Raw genomic sequence first — 14,340 nt, forward strand, 5'->3', positions numbered from 1 at the left:
CGCGGGCAAATCAGCGGCGGGGGTTCGAGCTGCAGCACTATTCATAACCAGATTTTTTCCTTACTCGTTTTCGCCAAACTTGGCATCGAACAACGCCTGAATATCGCTCAGGGCTTGGTCGGCATCATCGCCTTGGGCATCAACAACAACGGTGACACCCATACCGGCAGCCAACATCATGACACCCATAATACTTTTTGCATTCACGCGCTGTGAACCGCGCGCGATAAAAATCTCACTGCTATAACGGCCGGCCAGCTGTGTCAGCTTGGCTGCTGCCCGTGCATGAAGACCTAATTTATTACTGATCGTGATGGATACGCTAGGCATAAGGGCAACTGGAAAAATGAAAGTGAAAATTCAAATTAGCAATGGCAGTCGGCATGGACGATGCCACGCAAAGCGCCTGCCATGACATCCTGCGCAAAGCTTTCAGGATTGTCACGTCGCTCGGTCAAAGCTTTCAAGACCATGCACATATTGGTGCCGGTCAATAAATACGCGCTCTGCCCTTGATCTTGCAAGGCTTGCTGGACTCGGCGGGCCACATTAAAGGGGGTGGCGCCATACAGATCACACAAAATCAGTGTGGCTGGAGAATCAGGAGCTTGCGATTGCAATTGCCCCAGCAAGCGCTCTACCGCCGTATCCGTGCACTCGTCCGCTTGAATATCAAAAACGAACAAATCGGGCTTTTCGCCCAAAACGTGCTCGGCACAGCTGGCAAATGCGCTGGCCAAAGGCTCATGCATGATCAAGGCAAGGCGAATCACGTCCGTTCCGTCGCTTTTTCGACGGCCTCGGCAAAACGCTGCGCAACATCAAAACCAGTCTGTTCAGTAATTTCCACAAAACAGGTTGGGCTGGTTACGTTGATTTCAGTCACGTAGTCACCGATCACATCCAAGCCAATCAACAACAAGCCGCGCTCAGCCAGGACCGGGCCCAGCGTGCGGGCAATATGCCAATCGTGCTCGGACAAAGGCTGGGCAACCCCACGTCCACCTGCTGCCAGGTTTCCGCGTGTCTCGCCAGCCAAGGGGATACGGGCCAATGCATAAGGCACCGGCTCTCCGTCAATGATCAGGATACGCTTGTCGCCGTTGACGATTTCGGGAATATAGCGCTGCGCCATAATGGTTTGCGTCCCATTGTCGGTCAGCGTTTCCAAAATGGCACCCAGATTGGGCTCAGGGTCCTGCAAACGGAAAATACCCATGCCACCCATGCCATCCAATGGCTTGACGATGATGTCTTTATATTCTTGGTGAAAGGCACGCAGGCGAGCCATATCACGGGTCACCAAGGTGGGGGGTGTAAATTCCGGAAATTCGGTGATAGCCAGTTTTTCGGGGTGATTGCGAATGGCAGCACCCGAATTGAAGACCTTGGCCCCTTGTTCCTGCGCAAAACTGAGCAGGTGCGTGGAATAGGCATATTCCATGTCAAAGGGAGGATCTTTACGCATGATCACAGCGTCAAAGACATTCAATTCCTGCTCTAACGCGGCTTGGGGATGAGTCCACCACGAAGGCGCACGCAAATCGGCATCGGCAGCAATATCAACGGCCTGGCTGCGCGTACGCACCCGGCTGTGAGCAATGTACAAATCAGACTGCAAGGCGACGCTGACGCGATGACCACGCGCCAGAAATGCACGCATCATGGCTACGGAGGAATCCTTGTAAGCCGACAGGCTGGGCAAGGGGTCGACGATGAATAAAACGTGCATATCCCACCTAGAGAAAAACGCCCTTGCAGACGAGCTGCAAAGGCGAATGTACCCGACTCGCTACTTGGGAGCGAGTCGGGCGACGCATAATGCTCCTGAGAAAACCCAGGCAGTATCGTGCAAGAGTATCAGGCTGCCTTTTTGCGAGGTGCCAAAACCATGACCATTTGACGGCCTTCCAGCTTGGGCATCGCTTCAACCTGACAGATTTCGCTCACTTCATCACGAACCCGTTCCAGCACCCGCATCCCAAGTTCTTGGTGGGCCATTTCACGGCCACGGAAACGCAAGGTTACTTTGACCTTGTCGCCATCATCGATGAAACGCTTCACGTTACGCAGCTTGACCTGGTAGTCACCCTCGTCCGTACCGGGACGGAATTTGACTTCCTTGATCTGAATGATCTTTTGCTTGGCTTTCGCTTCTTGTTGGCGTTTTTGTTCCTGATAGCGGAATTTGCCGTAATCCATCAGACGGCAGACGGGTGGCGCAGCCGCAGGGGCAATTTCCACCAGATCCACATCATTTTGTTCAGCCATAGCCAAGGCGTCAGGCACCTTGACGATGCCTAGCTGCTCACCTTCGATTCCAATGAGTCGCACCTCTGGAATACGGATTTCACCATTGATGCGATGTTTTTTCTCGGTTGCGATGTCGAAAACTCCTAAAAATGTCGATAAAAACGATAGCGTTCCTGTTTTACTGACGGCTATCGATCTCTTGCTTCAATCGTGCGGAAAAATCGGCTAACGGCATGACGCCCAAGTCCACACCACCACGCGCACGCACGGCAACTGCGCCGTTTTCACGCTCTTTTTCACCCACGACCAGAATATAGGGCACTTTTTGCATACTGTGCTCACGGATTTTACGAGTGATTTTTTCACCACGCAAATCAGACGAGGCACGGAACCCCATTTTCTTCAAATTTTGCGCGACTGACTGGGCATAATCAGCCGAACTTTCAGAAATGCAGCATACCACTACATGCTCAGGGGCCAACCAGGCTGGCAAAGCGCCCGCGTGGTTTTCAATCAGCATGCCAATAAAACGCTCGAAAGATCCCAAAATAGCACGATGCAACATGACAGGCACGCGGCGCTGATCCTGAGCATCCACATATTCGGCACCCAGGCGGGCCGGCATGGAGAAGTCCACCTGGATTGTGCCGCATTGCCAATGACGGCCAATAGCGTCTTTCAAGGTGTACTCAATCTTCGGACCGTAAAAAGCGCCCTCGCCTTCAGAAATCTCGAACTCGCAGCCTGTGCGACGCAAGCTTTCAATCAAAGCCTGTTCAGCCTTGTCCCACACCGCATCGTCACCGATACGCTTTTCGGGGCGAGTAGCCACTTTATACAGAATGTCGGTAAAACCAAAGTCTGCATAGACCGCCTGCAATTGAGCGGTAAAGGCCGCACATTCATCTTGCAACTGGTCTTCGGTACAGAAGATGTGACCATCGTCCTGAGTAAAACCACGCACGCGCATCATGCCGTGCAAGGCACCAGAGGGCTCGTTGCGGTGACATTGGCCAAACTCGCCATAACGAATCGGCAGTTCGCGGTAGGAGTGCAGGCCGGAATTAAAGATCTGCACGTGGCCCGGACAGTTCATGGGCTTCAAGCCATAAACTCGGTTCTCCGACTCGGTCGTGAACATGTTTTCAGCATAGTTGTCCCAGTGACCCGTCTTTTTCCACAGCGACAAGTCCAGAATTTGCGGGGCTTTTACTTCCTGATAGCCATTGTCCTGGTAGACACGGCGAATATATTGCTCGACTTGCTGCCAGATCACCCAGCCTTTGGGGTGCCAGAAAATCAAACCAGGGGCTTCTTCCTGGAAGTGGAACAGATCCAGCTCACGGCCCAATTTACGATGGTCGCGGCGCTCGGCCTCTTCCAGCATGGTCAAGTACGCTTGTTGATCTTCCTTGGTCGCCCAGGCAGTACCGTAAATGCGTTGCAGCATTTCGTTATTGCTGTCGCCACGCCAGTAAGCCCCTGCCACCTTCATCAGCTTGAATACTTTCAGCTTGCCAGTGGAAGGCACGTGAGGGCCACGGCACAAGTCAATGAAGTCGCCTTCGCGGTACAGACTGATAGGCTCATTGGACGGAATGGAGGCAATGATTTCGGCCTTGTAGTCCTCGCCGATGCTCTTGAAAAACTCCACAGCGTCGTCGCGCAGCCATTCTTCGCGGGTAACCACTTCGTCTTTCTTGGCCAGTTCAGCCATTTTCTTTTCAATGGCTTCCAAATCTTCAGGCGTGAAGGCACGCTTGTAGGAGAAGTCATAGTAAAAGCCGTTGTCGATGACCGGGCCAATCGTGACCTGAGCATCCGGAAAAAGGCTTTTAACGGCATAAGCCAGCAAGTGAGCGGTCGAGTGGCGGATCAAATCCAGACCATCGGCGTCCTTGGCAGTGATAATGGCCAGATTGCTGTCCTGCTCAATCACATACGAGGTATCCACCAAGCGCGATTCGGTGCCGGGCGTGCCGACACGGCCAGCCAGGGCAGCGCGGCCCAGGCCTGTACCAATCGAGTTCGCCACTTCGCTGACGGAAACCGGGCCCTGAAACTCTCGCTGGGAGCCATCGGGCAGTGTGATTCGGACCATAACACTTCCTGAAATAAAAAACGCGGCCTTGAAAAGGCCGCGCTTTTGAATTGAACGTTCTTGGAAAGCAAACGAAACGCTACGCGGCCACGGCTAGATTTGCCGACGGGTAGTTCGCGTTGATTTCATAAGATTCTGCTTCCCAAATAACACATTTGATTGCTTAAGTTTATCACCTTCGCCCACTATCGCGGCGCAGTATCGCCACAAAAACCACAATTGGGGAAGAATTCAGTCCATTCGGGGATACCAGCTACGGTAAAAGGCCCATTCTTCGGACTCGCTGCCATCTTGCATCAGACAGGTTCCATAGGCACCCCGCACACTTTCATGGACGATGGTTTGCCCACCCATACGCTGACAGAAGGTGGAGGCCAGATTGGCTTGAGCCACGGGTTTGGTGCTCTGGGTGGTGTTGGCGCAAGCCGATAACACCAAAGAGCCTGCGCAGGCGGATACTAAGCGGAAAAACATGATTTCCTTCTCCTTGACCTGATTGATTCGGGTGCCGAAAAGCCATCCAGTGAAATGGCCCAGTGGGCAGCGTCTGCTGTTAGCGCAGGCTTGAAACAAGCATGAAAGCGCTGGTCGCGAAACAGATCGTGAAAATAGCTTACTACACTTGCTTGACGGTGGAAGTGCGTGGTGACGATCGTGCAGCAAAAGCAACACGTTCAGTAAGCAATAGAGAGGAAATCAAGCGTAAATGTGGGTGGTGTATTGCAAAGCGCAACACAGCCGGGGCTCAATCAAGAGCGGTGCAGCCAGAAAGACAACAGAATAAAGCCAAGAATCCCGCAGCCAGCCAGCATTAACACCACGGGTACATAATCGATCAAGTTCGAGGCATTAATCATGGTGTACATCCCAAAATCCCAACAAAACACAAGCTTGAGATAATGGTAACGGCCAGCTCTCAGAACATGAAGTCAACGATTGTCAAGATCCGACACAGCAGCGACACAAAGGGCATGATCACGCTACACGGGCTTACCGATATAGCAAAAATCACAACAAAAACTCATAAAGCGCAATATAAGGTCGCTTGTGACGCAGCGCCGCTGGGCTTTGGCTAGCGATTCAGGACGGTCACCAGGGCGTAAACCACCGGCACTGCCAAAGGCGTAATCATTAATAAGCCTGTGTCCCGCTTCCAGCTTTTGGGCCGGGTATAAAAAAGGGTGACACCCAATAAAACAGTCACCAGCAGATACAAGCCCACAATAATAATGGTGGTCGCCATGGCATCCCCTCCTTTGTGCTGTCGTTTTTATTTATAAAACCACTACTTCATCGGTATCTTGCCCGAATAAGGGCGGAAAGGCATTGGCAGCCCACTGCTCTAAACGTGCCGCCGCCGCCTGACTGGCAAACTGCAAAGCCTGGGGTGGTGCCATACCGCGTTTCCAGGCCAATGCAAAGCTGGATAGAAAAGCGTCGCCCGCCCCCACGGTCGAGCGCACGCTAAGCTTGCAGGCGGGCTCAAAGTATTGTTGCCCGTCAAAGGCCAAGACGGCGCCCTCTACCCCCAAAGTAATCAGTAGCGCCTGACGCGGGTGATGTTGCAATCGGGTAGCCAGCTCACTCGCTTGCCCAGCTGACAAATCCAGCTGAATATCCGCACCCGGAATCCCGGCCAGCATTTGCGCTTCCACAGCGTTCAGGCCCAGCACATCGCTGCGAGCATAGACTTGCTTGAATCCCTCTCCCTGCTGTCGCAAGCAGGCGACACTGGGATTAAGCGCCAAACAACCCTGCTCTGCCTGCCTTACCTGCGCCAAAGCCTGGGCCAGACTCTCCATAGGCTGCAAGGCCAGGGGAGCAACGTAGATCAAGTCCGCCGACAGGTCCTGTGGTTGAATACTCAAGCAGGCATTTGCGCCACGTCTCGCCAATACCGAAGCGCTTCCTGATGGGCCTACCAACACGATGGCCTTGCCCGTGGGCTGGTCTGCGCAGATCTGCACACTGCCAACATCAATCCCAAGCTGTTCGATATGAGCGTACAAGCTCGCGCCTAAACCATCCCGCCCTAGCGCCCCCAGCAGTCGCACAGACTCGCCCTGACTCATGAAGCCCGCCGTTGCATTCAAGGCCCCGCCGCCTGGATACAAATCGATCGCCCCCACCTCCTGCTTGTCGCCGCGCGCCAATTCGGCAGGCATATCGGAGACCACGATATCAACGGTAATACTGCCAATCGCTACTACCTGCACCATGCACCTCGAGCGTTAAATAGAGAGCGGGAACGTATTTGTGGCAGTATACCTAGGAGCTCAACGAGGCGGCCTATGACTGAAGCTGAAGTCTGGGACGCCTGATTAGGAGACAGCGACAACCGCTTATTCCCAGAGCCTATAAGGGGTGTCAAGAAGCCGGCTAATAGTTGATGCAACAGGCATCATAAAAATCTAGCCTAAGCTAAAAAGGCATGCTAAATTACTGTTTATCCATACAGCAAAAAAGAAGCATCATGTCCTATACCATCACTTTGCACGACGCTCCTTCTGATATTACCGACCGCGGCCGCCGCGAGGCTGAGGAGCGTTTTCGCCGCACCTTGGAAAAAGCCATGCAAGGGCCCGAGGCAGTAGTCCAAGCCTACCGTGCCTGGCAATTGGCCGAAGAAACGGCAGAGACGGAATTATCCGAGACTGACATTACGCTGGCCAAAAAATGGATCGCCGCTGCCACACGCGCCATGAGCGATGGCTTCCGGGACCTGGGCGAGTCTGAAGCCTACTTTGAAGTACGCATCGAACGCTGATTCTTGCCAGCCAAAATAACAACGGGCCTGTGCTTGGCAGCATAGGCCCGTATAGAAGCTAAAGCGCTAGAGATCAGAGCTTGCCCGATGGATGATCACGGCGCATCAGCTCCCATTCCTCGATGACCGAGCCATCCGGCAAGGTACACATACCTACCTGCCCCTTGGGCGTGTCCACAATATCCAGGCGACCGCCTTTTTCCACGCAATATGCCGAAGCCGGGTTCGCAATGCCAACAGGTGGCTGCGTTGTGGCTTGATTGGCGCAGGCGGATAAAAGACCGGCCACAGCCAGTGTTCCCCATTTCTTCATCGTGCTCTCCGGATAATTCTGTCTTGCAGTGTACTGTGGGCCGCTTACTTCAAGGGTCGATTCTTCTGCTTTCGCAAAGGATTAGAGATCATTTCCCACTGCAGACAACGAACCAGATGATGCTCACCCTGAGGGCGCAATTGACAATCCATGCCCACTTTTGCCTTGCCTTCAACAAAGGGAAAAGCAAAGTCATAACGGGCGGGAATCTGAATAGTCAGAGCCTGGTCAAAAAAACCCATTTTTCCCTCGGACACGAAACGGGCTAAGCCTTCCTCAAAATAATCCGGTCCATTGTCGTAAATAAAGGGGCGCACAATAGGCTGGCCACGTTCGTCCACATACACCCAGCCCTGCTCGTCCTGAACAAGACTTTGGCCTTGGGACGCTAGGCTCGGCCCAGCAGCGAAGCTCAGCAAAAAAGCGTGAAGTAATACAGCCAAGCGGCGTTGATAGCTCGCGCCCCTGAAAGGCAGAAAAGAGCTATTGGACCGACCGCTAAGGGAAGGCTCCGCCTGGGCTGCACACGGTAATGCCGTTGAAACGGAGTCAGGGTTCATTGAGCGCGCCTTGAAGATAGGAAGTCGGTCTCAAATTACAGCCATTTCCAGAACGGTAATGGCTGTAGTCAGCCTGCTTACCGCTTACGCGCTTCAAATGTGATGATCCCATCGGTATCTTGCGGCGGCTTGCCGTACTGATAGCCACCCGAGACTACGATGTCGCCAAACCCGATCTGCTCAAGCGCCATGCGCATTTCGTCCAGACCCCACCAGCGCAAGGAAAACTGTTCCAGTTGGGTCTCCAGCAACACGCCTTGTTGCCACAATTCGTAGCGATGCATTTCGCGAGTCACTTGAGCGCAGAAATCCTTTTCCAGAGCCGCGGCATTCAAGGTAATCAAGCCGTGCGACGGGGCGGACCACGTGCGCATGCCCGGATTCACATTCACAATGGCGGCCACCGGGTCCAAGTCCAGCAGCAAACGCCCACCTGTTTTCAAGTCGGTATGAAAACGACGTAAGGCGCTAATGCCTTGCTCGAACGAATCCAGTAACTGGAAAGAGCCTGCCGGCACGATCACAGCATCCAAGGGACGATCCACGCTGTAATCCGTAAATCCAGCCAGAGAAAGCTTGGCGTTCAAGGACCTCAGCTCCAGCTCCCGCTGGCAGTAGTCCAGCATCTCCTGAGACAGGTCAAAGCCGCTGACATCCAGTCCTGCTTGCAGTAGAGGAATTAAAATGCGGCCCGTCCCGACGGCAGGCTCCAGAATCGGGCCAGTGATGCCCTGTAAACGCGCTTGATAGTATTCAACATCCCCGAAGGAACGCCCGATTGGCTTGTCCAGGTGATACACCAAAGAGGCCAGCTTGCCGTAGCGATTGTTCATCATTGCCTTACATCTCAATTTTTATTACTTGCTTTACTCAACAGCCTGAACACGCATATGAGCGCCTTCCACCGTCAAAACGATCACTGACGTGCCCTGCTCCAGATCCTGAGTAGCCGTAGCGCTGTAATAGCTGTCGTTTAAACGAATGCGCCCGCGACCATTGATAAACGTTTCGCTGACCTGCGCGCGGGCACCCACATAGGCACTCAAGCCCGTGTTCAGAATATCTGGCTGGTTCACACGACTGCGGCGCTGCCAGCGCACGCCCACAATCACCCAGCCCAGCATGGCAATAGCCAGGATCAGCCACTGCAACCAGGAAGGCGCATCGGGCCAGATCGCGGTAAACAAGCCCACGGTCAGCGCCCCCAGCCCAAACCACAGCAGATAGACGCCGGAGACCAGGACCTCGGCAGCGATCAGCAAGACGCCGGCGACCAGCCAATACCAAAATGAATCAAAGATAAATGCCAAGATCAGCACCTCCAGCCGCCCGCTTAACCCTGTCCCGGCTTCACACCGGAGGCCTTGAGCAGCTCAGTCACACCGGCAACGGCACCAGTAATGCCGCTAGCTTCCAAGGGCATCAAGACCAGCTTGCTATTAGGACCATTGCCAATATCACGCAACGCTTCTACATACTTCAAGCCAACAAAGTACTGCAGTGCTTGCACATCACCCTCTTGAATGGCCTCGGACACCTCGCGGGTAGCACGTGCTTCTGCTTGAGCTTCACGTTCTCGAGCTTCGGCACGCAAAATAGCAGACTGTTTTTCACCTTCCGCACGCAAAACAGCCGCCTGCTTTTCACCTTCGGCTTGCAACACTTCCGCCTCTTTCTGCCCGCTGGCCTTGGTCACGACAGCTCGGCGATGACGCTCGGCAGTCATTTGCAAATTCATGGCTTCCTGCAATTCCGGGGCCATATTCAAATCGCGAATTTCCACCCGCGTCACCTTCACGCCCCAAGGGGTCGTGGCCGCATCCACAGCAGCCAGAAGGCGATCATTGATCATTTCACGGTTGGACAGCATATTGTCCAGTTCCATCGACCCCAGCACCGAGCGCAGATTGGTCGTAGTCAGGTTAACGATGGCCGGCTCCAGATGGTCGATTTCATAGGCCGCCTGCGCTGCATTGTCGATACGATAAAACACCACCCCGTCAGCGGTGACCGCAACGTTATCGCGGGAAATGACATTTTGCGAGGGAACGTCCAGCACCGACTCCATCATCTTGAGCTTTCGGCCGACGCGGTCCATAAAAGGGACTAATAAAGACAGACCCGGAGTCAGTGTGCGGGTGTAGCGACCAAAGCGCTCCACGGTCCACTGCTGGCCCTGCGGCACCACTTTGACCCCAGCCATAATCACGACCAGCGCCAAAAACGCCACTACCACTACAAAAGTAAAAGAGCCATCCATGTTGTTCAGATCTCCAAGAACACAGCTGAAAGGGCGATTCTAGCCCAGCCACGATGACAGTTCCGCTAAAGATAATCTTTGGTCACCCTATAAGCGATCTGCACAAAACGGGCCGGGAAGCCTTAGAAAAGCCTGGTGAAACGTAGCGCTGGGGTTGCAGCGTACAGCCGACCGCGCAAATAGACGAAAGACAAGAAGCGTAGAAGGACCTGACAGCCCGGAAATGGCCTCTTAATTCAGAATGTCGTACAGGCGGAAAATCCACTGCCCTTTGTAGACCAGGGTTAGAAATACAAAGATGGCTTGATAGCGTTTGCTCTGCACCACCATGGCAACAATTCCCAAGGCAATCAGCACAAGCTGCTGCAAGGGATACTCGATGCCCAGACTCAAGAAATACTGCTTGCCCTTGATCGCCGTATCAATCAGATCCATGATCTGCAGCAGCACAAAAAGCCCATAGAGCGAGCGCCGCCGCGTCTGAAAATAGTCCTCAAAGCCCTTATATTCCGCCAAGCTGGACGGAAAAAGCAAAGACGCCATCAAGGCAAACACACAGGTGTACAGAATCAGGAAAAAATACAGCTGAAAAGACCAGACCTGTACCTTGACCAAGCTGAACTCATACCACCAGAAATGAATAATGGTCAGGAACAAATACAGTACCCAGCCCATATGAATGGGATAGATACGCTTGGCCTTGGGGTGTTGAATGAATTCAGAAACGCCAACCAGCAGCCGGGAAATACTGATCCCCAACACCATGCCGATAATGATGCGTACGTGAACAAAATGCTCTGGGTGAATCAACTCTGGTGGCACAGGCAAGCCCTTGCAAGGTGATCGTCCTGCCACACATTATCAGAGACATTCAAGGGCACCAAGAGCGTAGTTTCCCGCTCTCGGCGCCCTGCTTAAACGTCATTTAACGATCAGCTAGCCTGCCTCAAGTGCCCATCCGACGCTCAGCAAACGCCGGCTCAATAACGAGGTGGCGCCGCGTATGGGCCCGAGTCAGCGGGAAAGGGATTAGGCGCGGGGCTTGCCGATGGCTGAGCCGAAACGGGGCGTACTTCATACAAGACCGTACCAATCACACCGACATTGCGGCTGTCACCGGCCGGGCTATTCGCTGCGTAAGCCCGATCTTTTTCAGAAAAGCGGAAAGCGGCTACTTCCTGGGCGCTTTTACGAAAGCCCTCAATCCGCAACACAGCCCCAGCTTGCAACATATAGCCGTTATGACTGCGGCTGCCTGGTTTGCCAGACAAGACATCCAAACCGTCTACGCTAGTGATGATTTCATACGGCGTACCGCTACGGTTGGTGTAGACCAAGACATAGCGCTCACCCGCTTTACCTGCCAGTTGGTAGTTATTTTGGCCAACACGGCTATAGATAGGCAAAGGCGCGTCCCGCGCATCGTGAACGGACAGCTCCACATTGCCCTTGTCCAACAAGATGCTGCGCTGCGCATCCAGATTTGAACCTAAAGCCCGGCGAATACTGGCTTCATCGGAATAGGCCAATTGCAGCTCATCTCGCTGTGGCTCCACACGTTGAGCCTGTACCGAATAGACCCGCGACTCGCGCCCTTCGCCCCATTGGGTCCCCAAGGTAGAAGCCGTTTTGGCGGCCGCAGACAGAGGCACCGCCGTCTGCGCAGAGTGCCTGGATGGTTCGGATACGCTGCTGCACGCTGATAACAGCAAAGCCGCAGCCAGCAAGCTCCAGCGTCCTAGAGCACGTGCAGGTAAAAATGACTGATACGGACTCATATGCTTCCCCTTTATTAGATGCAAGGCACCGCCTGATGCGCTTGTTGAGCGGGAGTATTCATGATGTCCCCAAGTTTAGATAGTCAGCAAGATTCAAAATTGAAATCGCCTGTATCAAGAAAAATCGCAGGCCCTGCAAGCGAAGGGCCTTGAACAGGTCTACTATTTCAAACCGTCTCCCTTAAGAAAGCATTGCCATGAATATCACTAATCTGCCCTTTTGCACCGTGAACTGGTCTGAGATCCCCCCTACCGAACACAAAGGTGAAACTGGCATGGCGCTATGGCGCACGCAGCAGTTTGGCCCCATCCGGGTGCGCATGGTCGAGTACAGCCCCGGCTATCTGGCGGATCACTGGTGTGTCAAAGGCCATATGCTGTTGTGTCTGGAAGGCAAGCTGGACACCGAGCTGGAGGATGGGCGCCGCTTCACGCTGGAACCCGGTCAGTCCTACCACGTTGCCGACAATGCCGAGCCGCATCGCTCCTCTACAAAAACGGGTGCCACGCTGTACATCGTCGATTAAACCCTGTTACTGAAAACCCCAAAAAAGGCAGCCAATACTGGCTGCTTTTTTTATCCAGGAAAACGCCAGTTTCGCCTTCAAGCATGAACGCAAGCTCCGCGACCCTGTAGCACCGCGCCCAATTTTTTCTGGCCCGGCACGCCTTACCGCCCTCTGCGGGTTCGAGCGCCTGCCGGCAAGTCGCAGCACGGCCAAAGCGCGTAGATAGCTCATCAACACAAGCGCTCGTTTAGCCCACCTTCTCTGTCAATTCAGCAGAAAGCAATAATCATTATTTGCTTTCTGCATCAAGCCCACAGAAAATCACAAATACACTACCAAAACGTTTTGGTTACGCATAAAATTCAAACCAAATCGTTTTAACCCTACATTTAACAAAAACTGAAAGGACTGCGCCGGGCCCTTCAAGGCCAGGCAAAGCAGCAAAGGAGACAACAATGAAAGACACCCCCACTGCGCAAGTGGATGAACTGTATTCACCCCAACGCATGATTGCCTTCGGGCTACAGCACGTATTGGTCATGGCCGCTTCTCCCATCGCTGCCGTGTTCCTGATGAGCAAGGCACTGGGCTTTGATGCCGCGCTGACCACCCAACTGCTTAGCGCCACCTTTTTGGTCTGTGGCATAGGCACCTTGATCCAATCTTTTGGCCCCGCAGGCATAGGCGCCAAATTGCCCTTTGTGATGTTGCCAGGGGGTGCGCCCATTATTTTGTTCATCCTAATCGCCCAGCAATCGGACTTGCCCACCGCCTCGGGCGCAGTGATTCTGTCCGCCTTGCTGTACTTTTTGATCGTGCCCATCTTCAAACGCTTTTTGCGTTACTTCCCTGCCCTGGTGATTGGCACCATGCTTTTACTGGTGGCGATTAATCTGGCGCAGATTTCCGGCAAGCTGATTGCAGGCACCCCCGGTTCGGCCAATTTTGGCAATACCGATAATCTGCTGCTGGCCTTGATCACCATCGTTGCCACAGTGCTTTTTGCCCGTTTGCTCAAAGGCATGTGTCGTCAGTTGGCAATCTTGCTGGGCCTGGTTGTAGGTGCTCTGGCGGCCGCTTTGATGGGGGATGTCAGTCTGCAGGGAATCGGTGGTGGGCCTATTCTGGCCTTGCCGTCCCCCTTCCCTTTCGGCCCTCCCACGTTTGACTTGATTGCTGCCTTGCCGCTTTTGCTGTTTACCGTCATTTCCATGGTCGAAGCCACAGGCCAAACTATTGCCCTGAACGAAGTGCTGGGCAAAGAAAGCGAAGCAGAACAGCAAGCCCAGGTTCCCAACACCATTCGGGGCGACGGTCTGGCTTCTTTATTAGGCGGGATCTTTGGCACATCCTTGATCATTACCAGCGGCGAGAACATCGGCATCATCCGTGCCACTCAGGTGCGATCCCGTTATGTCACCGCTGTTGGTGGCTTGTTCCTGATTCTGTTCGGCGTGTTCTCGCCTCTGTCCGCCCTGATCAGCGTCATTCCAGCCGCCGTGATTGGTGCCACTGGCCTGGTGGTGTTTGCCATCGTCGGCACCATGGGCATAGACATGCTGCGCAAGGTTGATCTGCGAGGCCATTCTGCCATGTACGTCGTGGCGACTGCCTTGGCAATTGGTTTGCTGCCCATTGTTGTGCCCGGTATTTACGACCAACTGCCCTCCCAATTGCGCCTGCTGCTCTCTAATGGCGTCGCCATGGGTGCTTTGACGGCCGCCGTCCTGAACTACTTGTTCATCCATCTTGGTCAAGGTTCCCGCAACACCACCCCTCTCCAACATTCTTAATGAGCT

General features: G+C 53.8%; 19 protein-coding genes. 4 read left to right on the forward strand and 15 right to left on the reverse strand.

Features of this window, described 5'->3' with window-relative positions; all coding sequences use genetic code 11:
* Window positions 1-60 precede the first annotated feature (60 nt).
* The 6 genes from AC1RSM_RS05490 to AC1RSM_RS05515 form a co-directional block, all read right to left on the reverse strand.
* Window positions 61-330, reverse strand: coding sequence for an HPr family phosphocarrier protein (locus tag AC1RSM_RS05490; RefSeq protein WP_492930239.1), 270 nt, complete (start codon window positions 328-330; stop codon window positions 61-63).
* 35 nt (window positions 331-365) lie between these two features.
* Complete coding sequence (locus tag AC1RSM_RS05495) at window positions 366-773, reverse strand: PTS sugar transporter subunit IIA (RefSeq protein ID WP_492930241.1); 408 nt, start codon at window positions 771-773, stop codon at window positions 366-368.
* Entirely contained in the window at window positions 770-1,732 is a 963-nt protein-coding gene (gene gshB, locus AC1RSM_RS05500) for a glutathione synthase (protein WP_492930243.1), read from the reverse strand. The genes AC1RSM_RS05495 and gshB overlap by 4 nt, the downstream gene beginning before the upstream one ends.
* 128 nt (window positions 1,733-1,860) lie before the next feature.
* Window positions 1,861-2,385 carry a translation initiation factor IF-3 gene (gene infC, locus AC1RSM_RS05505; protein WP_492931469.1) on the reverse strand — a complete coding sequence of 175 codons (525 nt, stop codon included), beginning with the start codon at window positions 2,383-2,385 and terminating at the stop codon, window positions 1,861-1,863.
* A 46-nt stretch (window positions 2,386-2,431) separates the two neighbouring features.
* On the reverse strand, window positions 2,432-4,354 hold the full coding sequence (thrS, locus tag AC1RSM_RS05510; protein WP_492930245.1) for a threonine--tRNA ligase: 1,923 nt from the start codon (window positions 4,352-4,354) through the stop codon (window positions 2,432-2,434).
* 231 nt (window positions 4,355-4,585) lie between these two features.
* Complete coding sequence (locus AC1RSM_RS05515) at window positions 4,586-4,828, reverse strand: putative hemolysin (RefSeq protein WP_492930247.1); 243 nt, start codon at window positions 4,826-4,828, stop codon at window positions 4,586-4,588.
* A gap of 101 nt (window positions 4,829-4,929) precedes the next feature.
* Here AC1RSM_RS05515 and AC1RSM_RS05520 point away from each other — a divergent pair, with 101 nt between their 5' ends.
* Complete coding sequence (locus AC1RSM_RS05520) at window positions 4,930-5,169, forward strand: hypothetical protein (RefSeq protein WP_492930249.1); 240 nt, start codon at window positions 4,930-4,932, stop codon at window positions 5,167-5,169.
* A gap of 257 nt (window positions 5,170-5,426) precedes the next feature.
* On the opposite strand, the gene AC1RSM_RS05525 is transcribed toward AC1RSM_RS05520, so the two are convergent.
* Together AC1RSM_RS05525 and AC1RSM_RS05530 are read right to left on the reverse strand one after the other, a co-directional pair.
* Window positions 5,427-5,597 (reverse strand): hypothetical protein, encoded by a 171-nt coding sequence (locus tag AC1RSM_RS05525; protein WP_492930251.1) that lies wholly within the window; start codon window positions 5,595-5,597, stop codon window positions 5,427-5,429.
* A 31-nt stretch (window positions 5,598-5,628) separates the two neighbouring features.
* A complete protein-coding gene (locus tag AC1RSM_RS05530; protein WP_492930253.1) occupies window positions 5,629-6,573 on the reverse strand; it encodes a carbohydrate kinase family protein in 945 nt (314 codons plus the stop codon).
* 254 nt (window positions 6,574-6,827) lie between these two features.
* Between AC1RSM_RS05530 and AC1RSM_RS05535 the strand changes: the two genes are divergently transcribed.
* Window positions 6,828-7,121: a hypothetical protein gene (locus tag AC1RSM_RS05535; RefSeq protein WP_492930255.1), complete on the forward strand. Its 294-nt coding sequence runs from the start codon at window positions 6,828-6,830 to the stop codon at window positions 7,119-7,121.
* 73 nt (window positions 7,122-7,194) lie between these two features.
* Here AC1RSM_RS05535 and AC1RSM_RS05540 read toward each other — a convergent pair whose 3' ends face one another.
* From AC1RSM_RS05540 to AC1RSM_RS05570, 7 genes are all read right to left on the reverse strand, one after another.
* Window positions 7,195-7,434, reverse strand: coding sequence for a putative hemolysin (locus tag AC1RSM_RS05540; protein ID WP_492930257.1), 240 nt, complete (start codon window positions 7,432-7,434; stop codon window positions 7,195-7,197).
* Between the two features lie 44 nt (window positions 7,435-7,478).
* Window positions 7,479-7,877, reverse strand: a complete 399-nt coding sequence (locus tag AC1RSM_RS05545) for a WG repeat-containing protein (protein ID WP_492930259.1) — start codon at window positions 7,875-7,877, stop codon at window positions 7,479-7,481.
* Between the two features lie 194 nt (window positions 7,878-8,071).
* Window positions 8,072-8,830 carry a class I SAM-dependent methyltransferase gene (locus AC1RSM_RS05550; RefSeq protein ID WP_492930260.1) on the reverse strand — a complete coding sequence of 253 codons (759 nt, stop codon included), beginning with the start codon at window positions 8,828-8,830 and terminating at the stop codon, window positions 8,072-8,074.
* 30 nt (window positions 8,831-8,860) lie between these two features.
* On the reverse strand, window positions 8,861-9,313 hold the full coding sequence (locus tag AC1RSM_RS05555) for an NfeD family protein (RefSeq protein WP_492930262.1): 453 nt from the start codon (window positions 9,311-9,313) through the stop codon (window positions 8,861-8,863).
* 14 nt (window positions 9,314-9,327) lie between these two features.
* Window positions 9,328-10,254, reverse strand: a complete 927-nt coding sequence (locus tag AC1RSM_RS05560) for an SPFH domain-containing protein (RefSeq protein ID WP_492930264.1) — start codon at window positions 10,252-10,254, stop codon at window positions 9,328-9,330.
* 231 nt (window positions 10,255-10,485) lie between these two features.
* On the reverse strand, window positions 10,486-11,109 hold the full coding sequence (locus AC1RSM_RS05565; RefSeq protein WP_492930266.1) for a hypothetical protein: 624 nt from the start codon (window positions 11,107-11,109) through the stop codon (window positions 10,486-10,488).
* Between the two features lie 125 nt (window positions 11,110-11,234).
* Entirely contained in the window at window positions 11,235-12,032 is a 798-nt protein-coding gene (locus tag AC1RSM_RS05570; RefSeq protein ID WP_492930268.1) for a hypothetical protein, read from the reverse strand.
* A gap of 197 nt (window positions 12,033-12,229) precedes the next feature.
* Here AC1RSM_RS05570 and AC1RSM_RS05575 point away from each other — a divergent pair, with 197 nt between their 5' ends.
* The gene (locus AC1RSM_RS05575) at window positions 12,230-12,559 is read left to right on the forward strand and encodes a DHCW motif cupin fold protein (protein ID WP_492930270.1); all 330 of its coding nucleotides are present in this window, start codon (window positions 12,230-12,232) and stop codon (window positions 12,557-12,559) included.
* Between the two features lie 437 nt (window positions 12,560-12,996).
* Complete coding sequence (locus tag AC1RSM_RS05580) at window positions 12,997-14,334, forward strand: uracil-xanthine permease family protein (RefSeq protein WP_492930272.1); 1,338 nt, start codon at window positions 12,997-12,999, stop codon at window positions 14,332-14,334.
* Window positions 14,335-14,340: the final 6 nt, after the last annotated feature.

The organism is Alcaligenes sp. GW821-FHT11D07, from assembly GCF_058808495.1.

Coding starts and splice junctions, on each gene's coding strand:
- AC1RSM_RS05490 (WP_492930239.1), bottom strand. CDS start 330: ATGCCTAGCGTATCCATCACGATCAGTAATAAATTAGGTCTTCATGCA.
- gshB (WP_492930243.1), bottom strand. CDS start 1,732: ATGCACGTTTTATTCATCGTCGACCCCTTGCCCAGCCTGTCGGCTTAC.
- thrS (WP_492930245.1), bottom strand. CDS start 4,354: ATGGTCCGAATCACACTGCCCGATGGCTCCCAGCGAGAGTTTCAGGGC.
- AC1RSM_RS05515 (WP_492930247.1), bottom strand. CDS start 4,828: ATGTTTTTCCGCTTAGTATCCGCCTGCGCAGGCTCTTTGGTGTTATCG.
- AC1RSM_RS05520 (WP_492930249.1), top strand. CDS start 4,930: ATGAAAGCGCTGGTCGCGAAACAGATCGTGAAAATAGCTTACTACACT.
- AC1RSM_RS05525 (WP_492930251.1), bottom strand. CDS start 5,597: ATGGCGACCACCATTATTATTGTGGGCTTGTATCTGCTGGTGACTGTT.
- AC1RSM_RS05530 (WP_492930253.1), bottom strand. CDS start 6,573: ATGGTGCAGGTAGTAGCGATTGGCAGTATTACCGTTGATATCGTGGTC.
- AC1RSM_RS05535 (WP_492930255.1), top strand. CDS start 6,828: ATGTCCTATACCATCACTTTGCACGACGCTCCTTCTGATATTACCGAC.
- AC1RSM_RS05540 (WP_492930257.1), bottom strand. CDS start 7,434: ATGAAGAAATGGGGAACACTGGCTGTGGCCGGTCTTTTATCCGCCTGC.
- AC1RSM_RS05550 (WP_492930260.1), bottom strand. CDS start 8,830: ATGATGAACAATCGCTACGGCAAGCTGGCCTCTTTGGTGTATCACCTG.
- AC1RSM_RS05560 (WP_492930264.1), bottom strand. CDS start 10,254: ATGGATGGCTCTTTTACTTTTGTAGTGGTAGTGGCGTTTTTGGCGCTG.
- AC1RSM_RS05570 (WP_492930268.1), bottom strand. CDS start 12,032: ATGAGTCCGTATCAGTCATTTTTACCTGCACGTGCTCTAGGACGCTGG.
- AC1RSM_RS05575 (WP_492930270.1), top strand. CDS start 12,230: ATGAATATCACTAATCTGCCCTTTTGCACCGTGAACTGGTCTGAGATC.
- AC1RSM_RS05580 (WP_492930272.1), top strand. CDS start 12,997: ATGAAAGACACCCCCACTGCGCAAGTGGATGAACTGTATTCACCCCAA.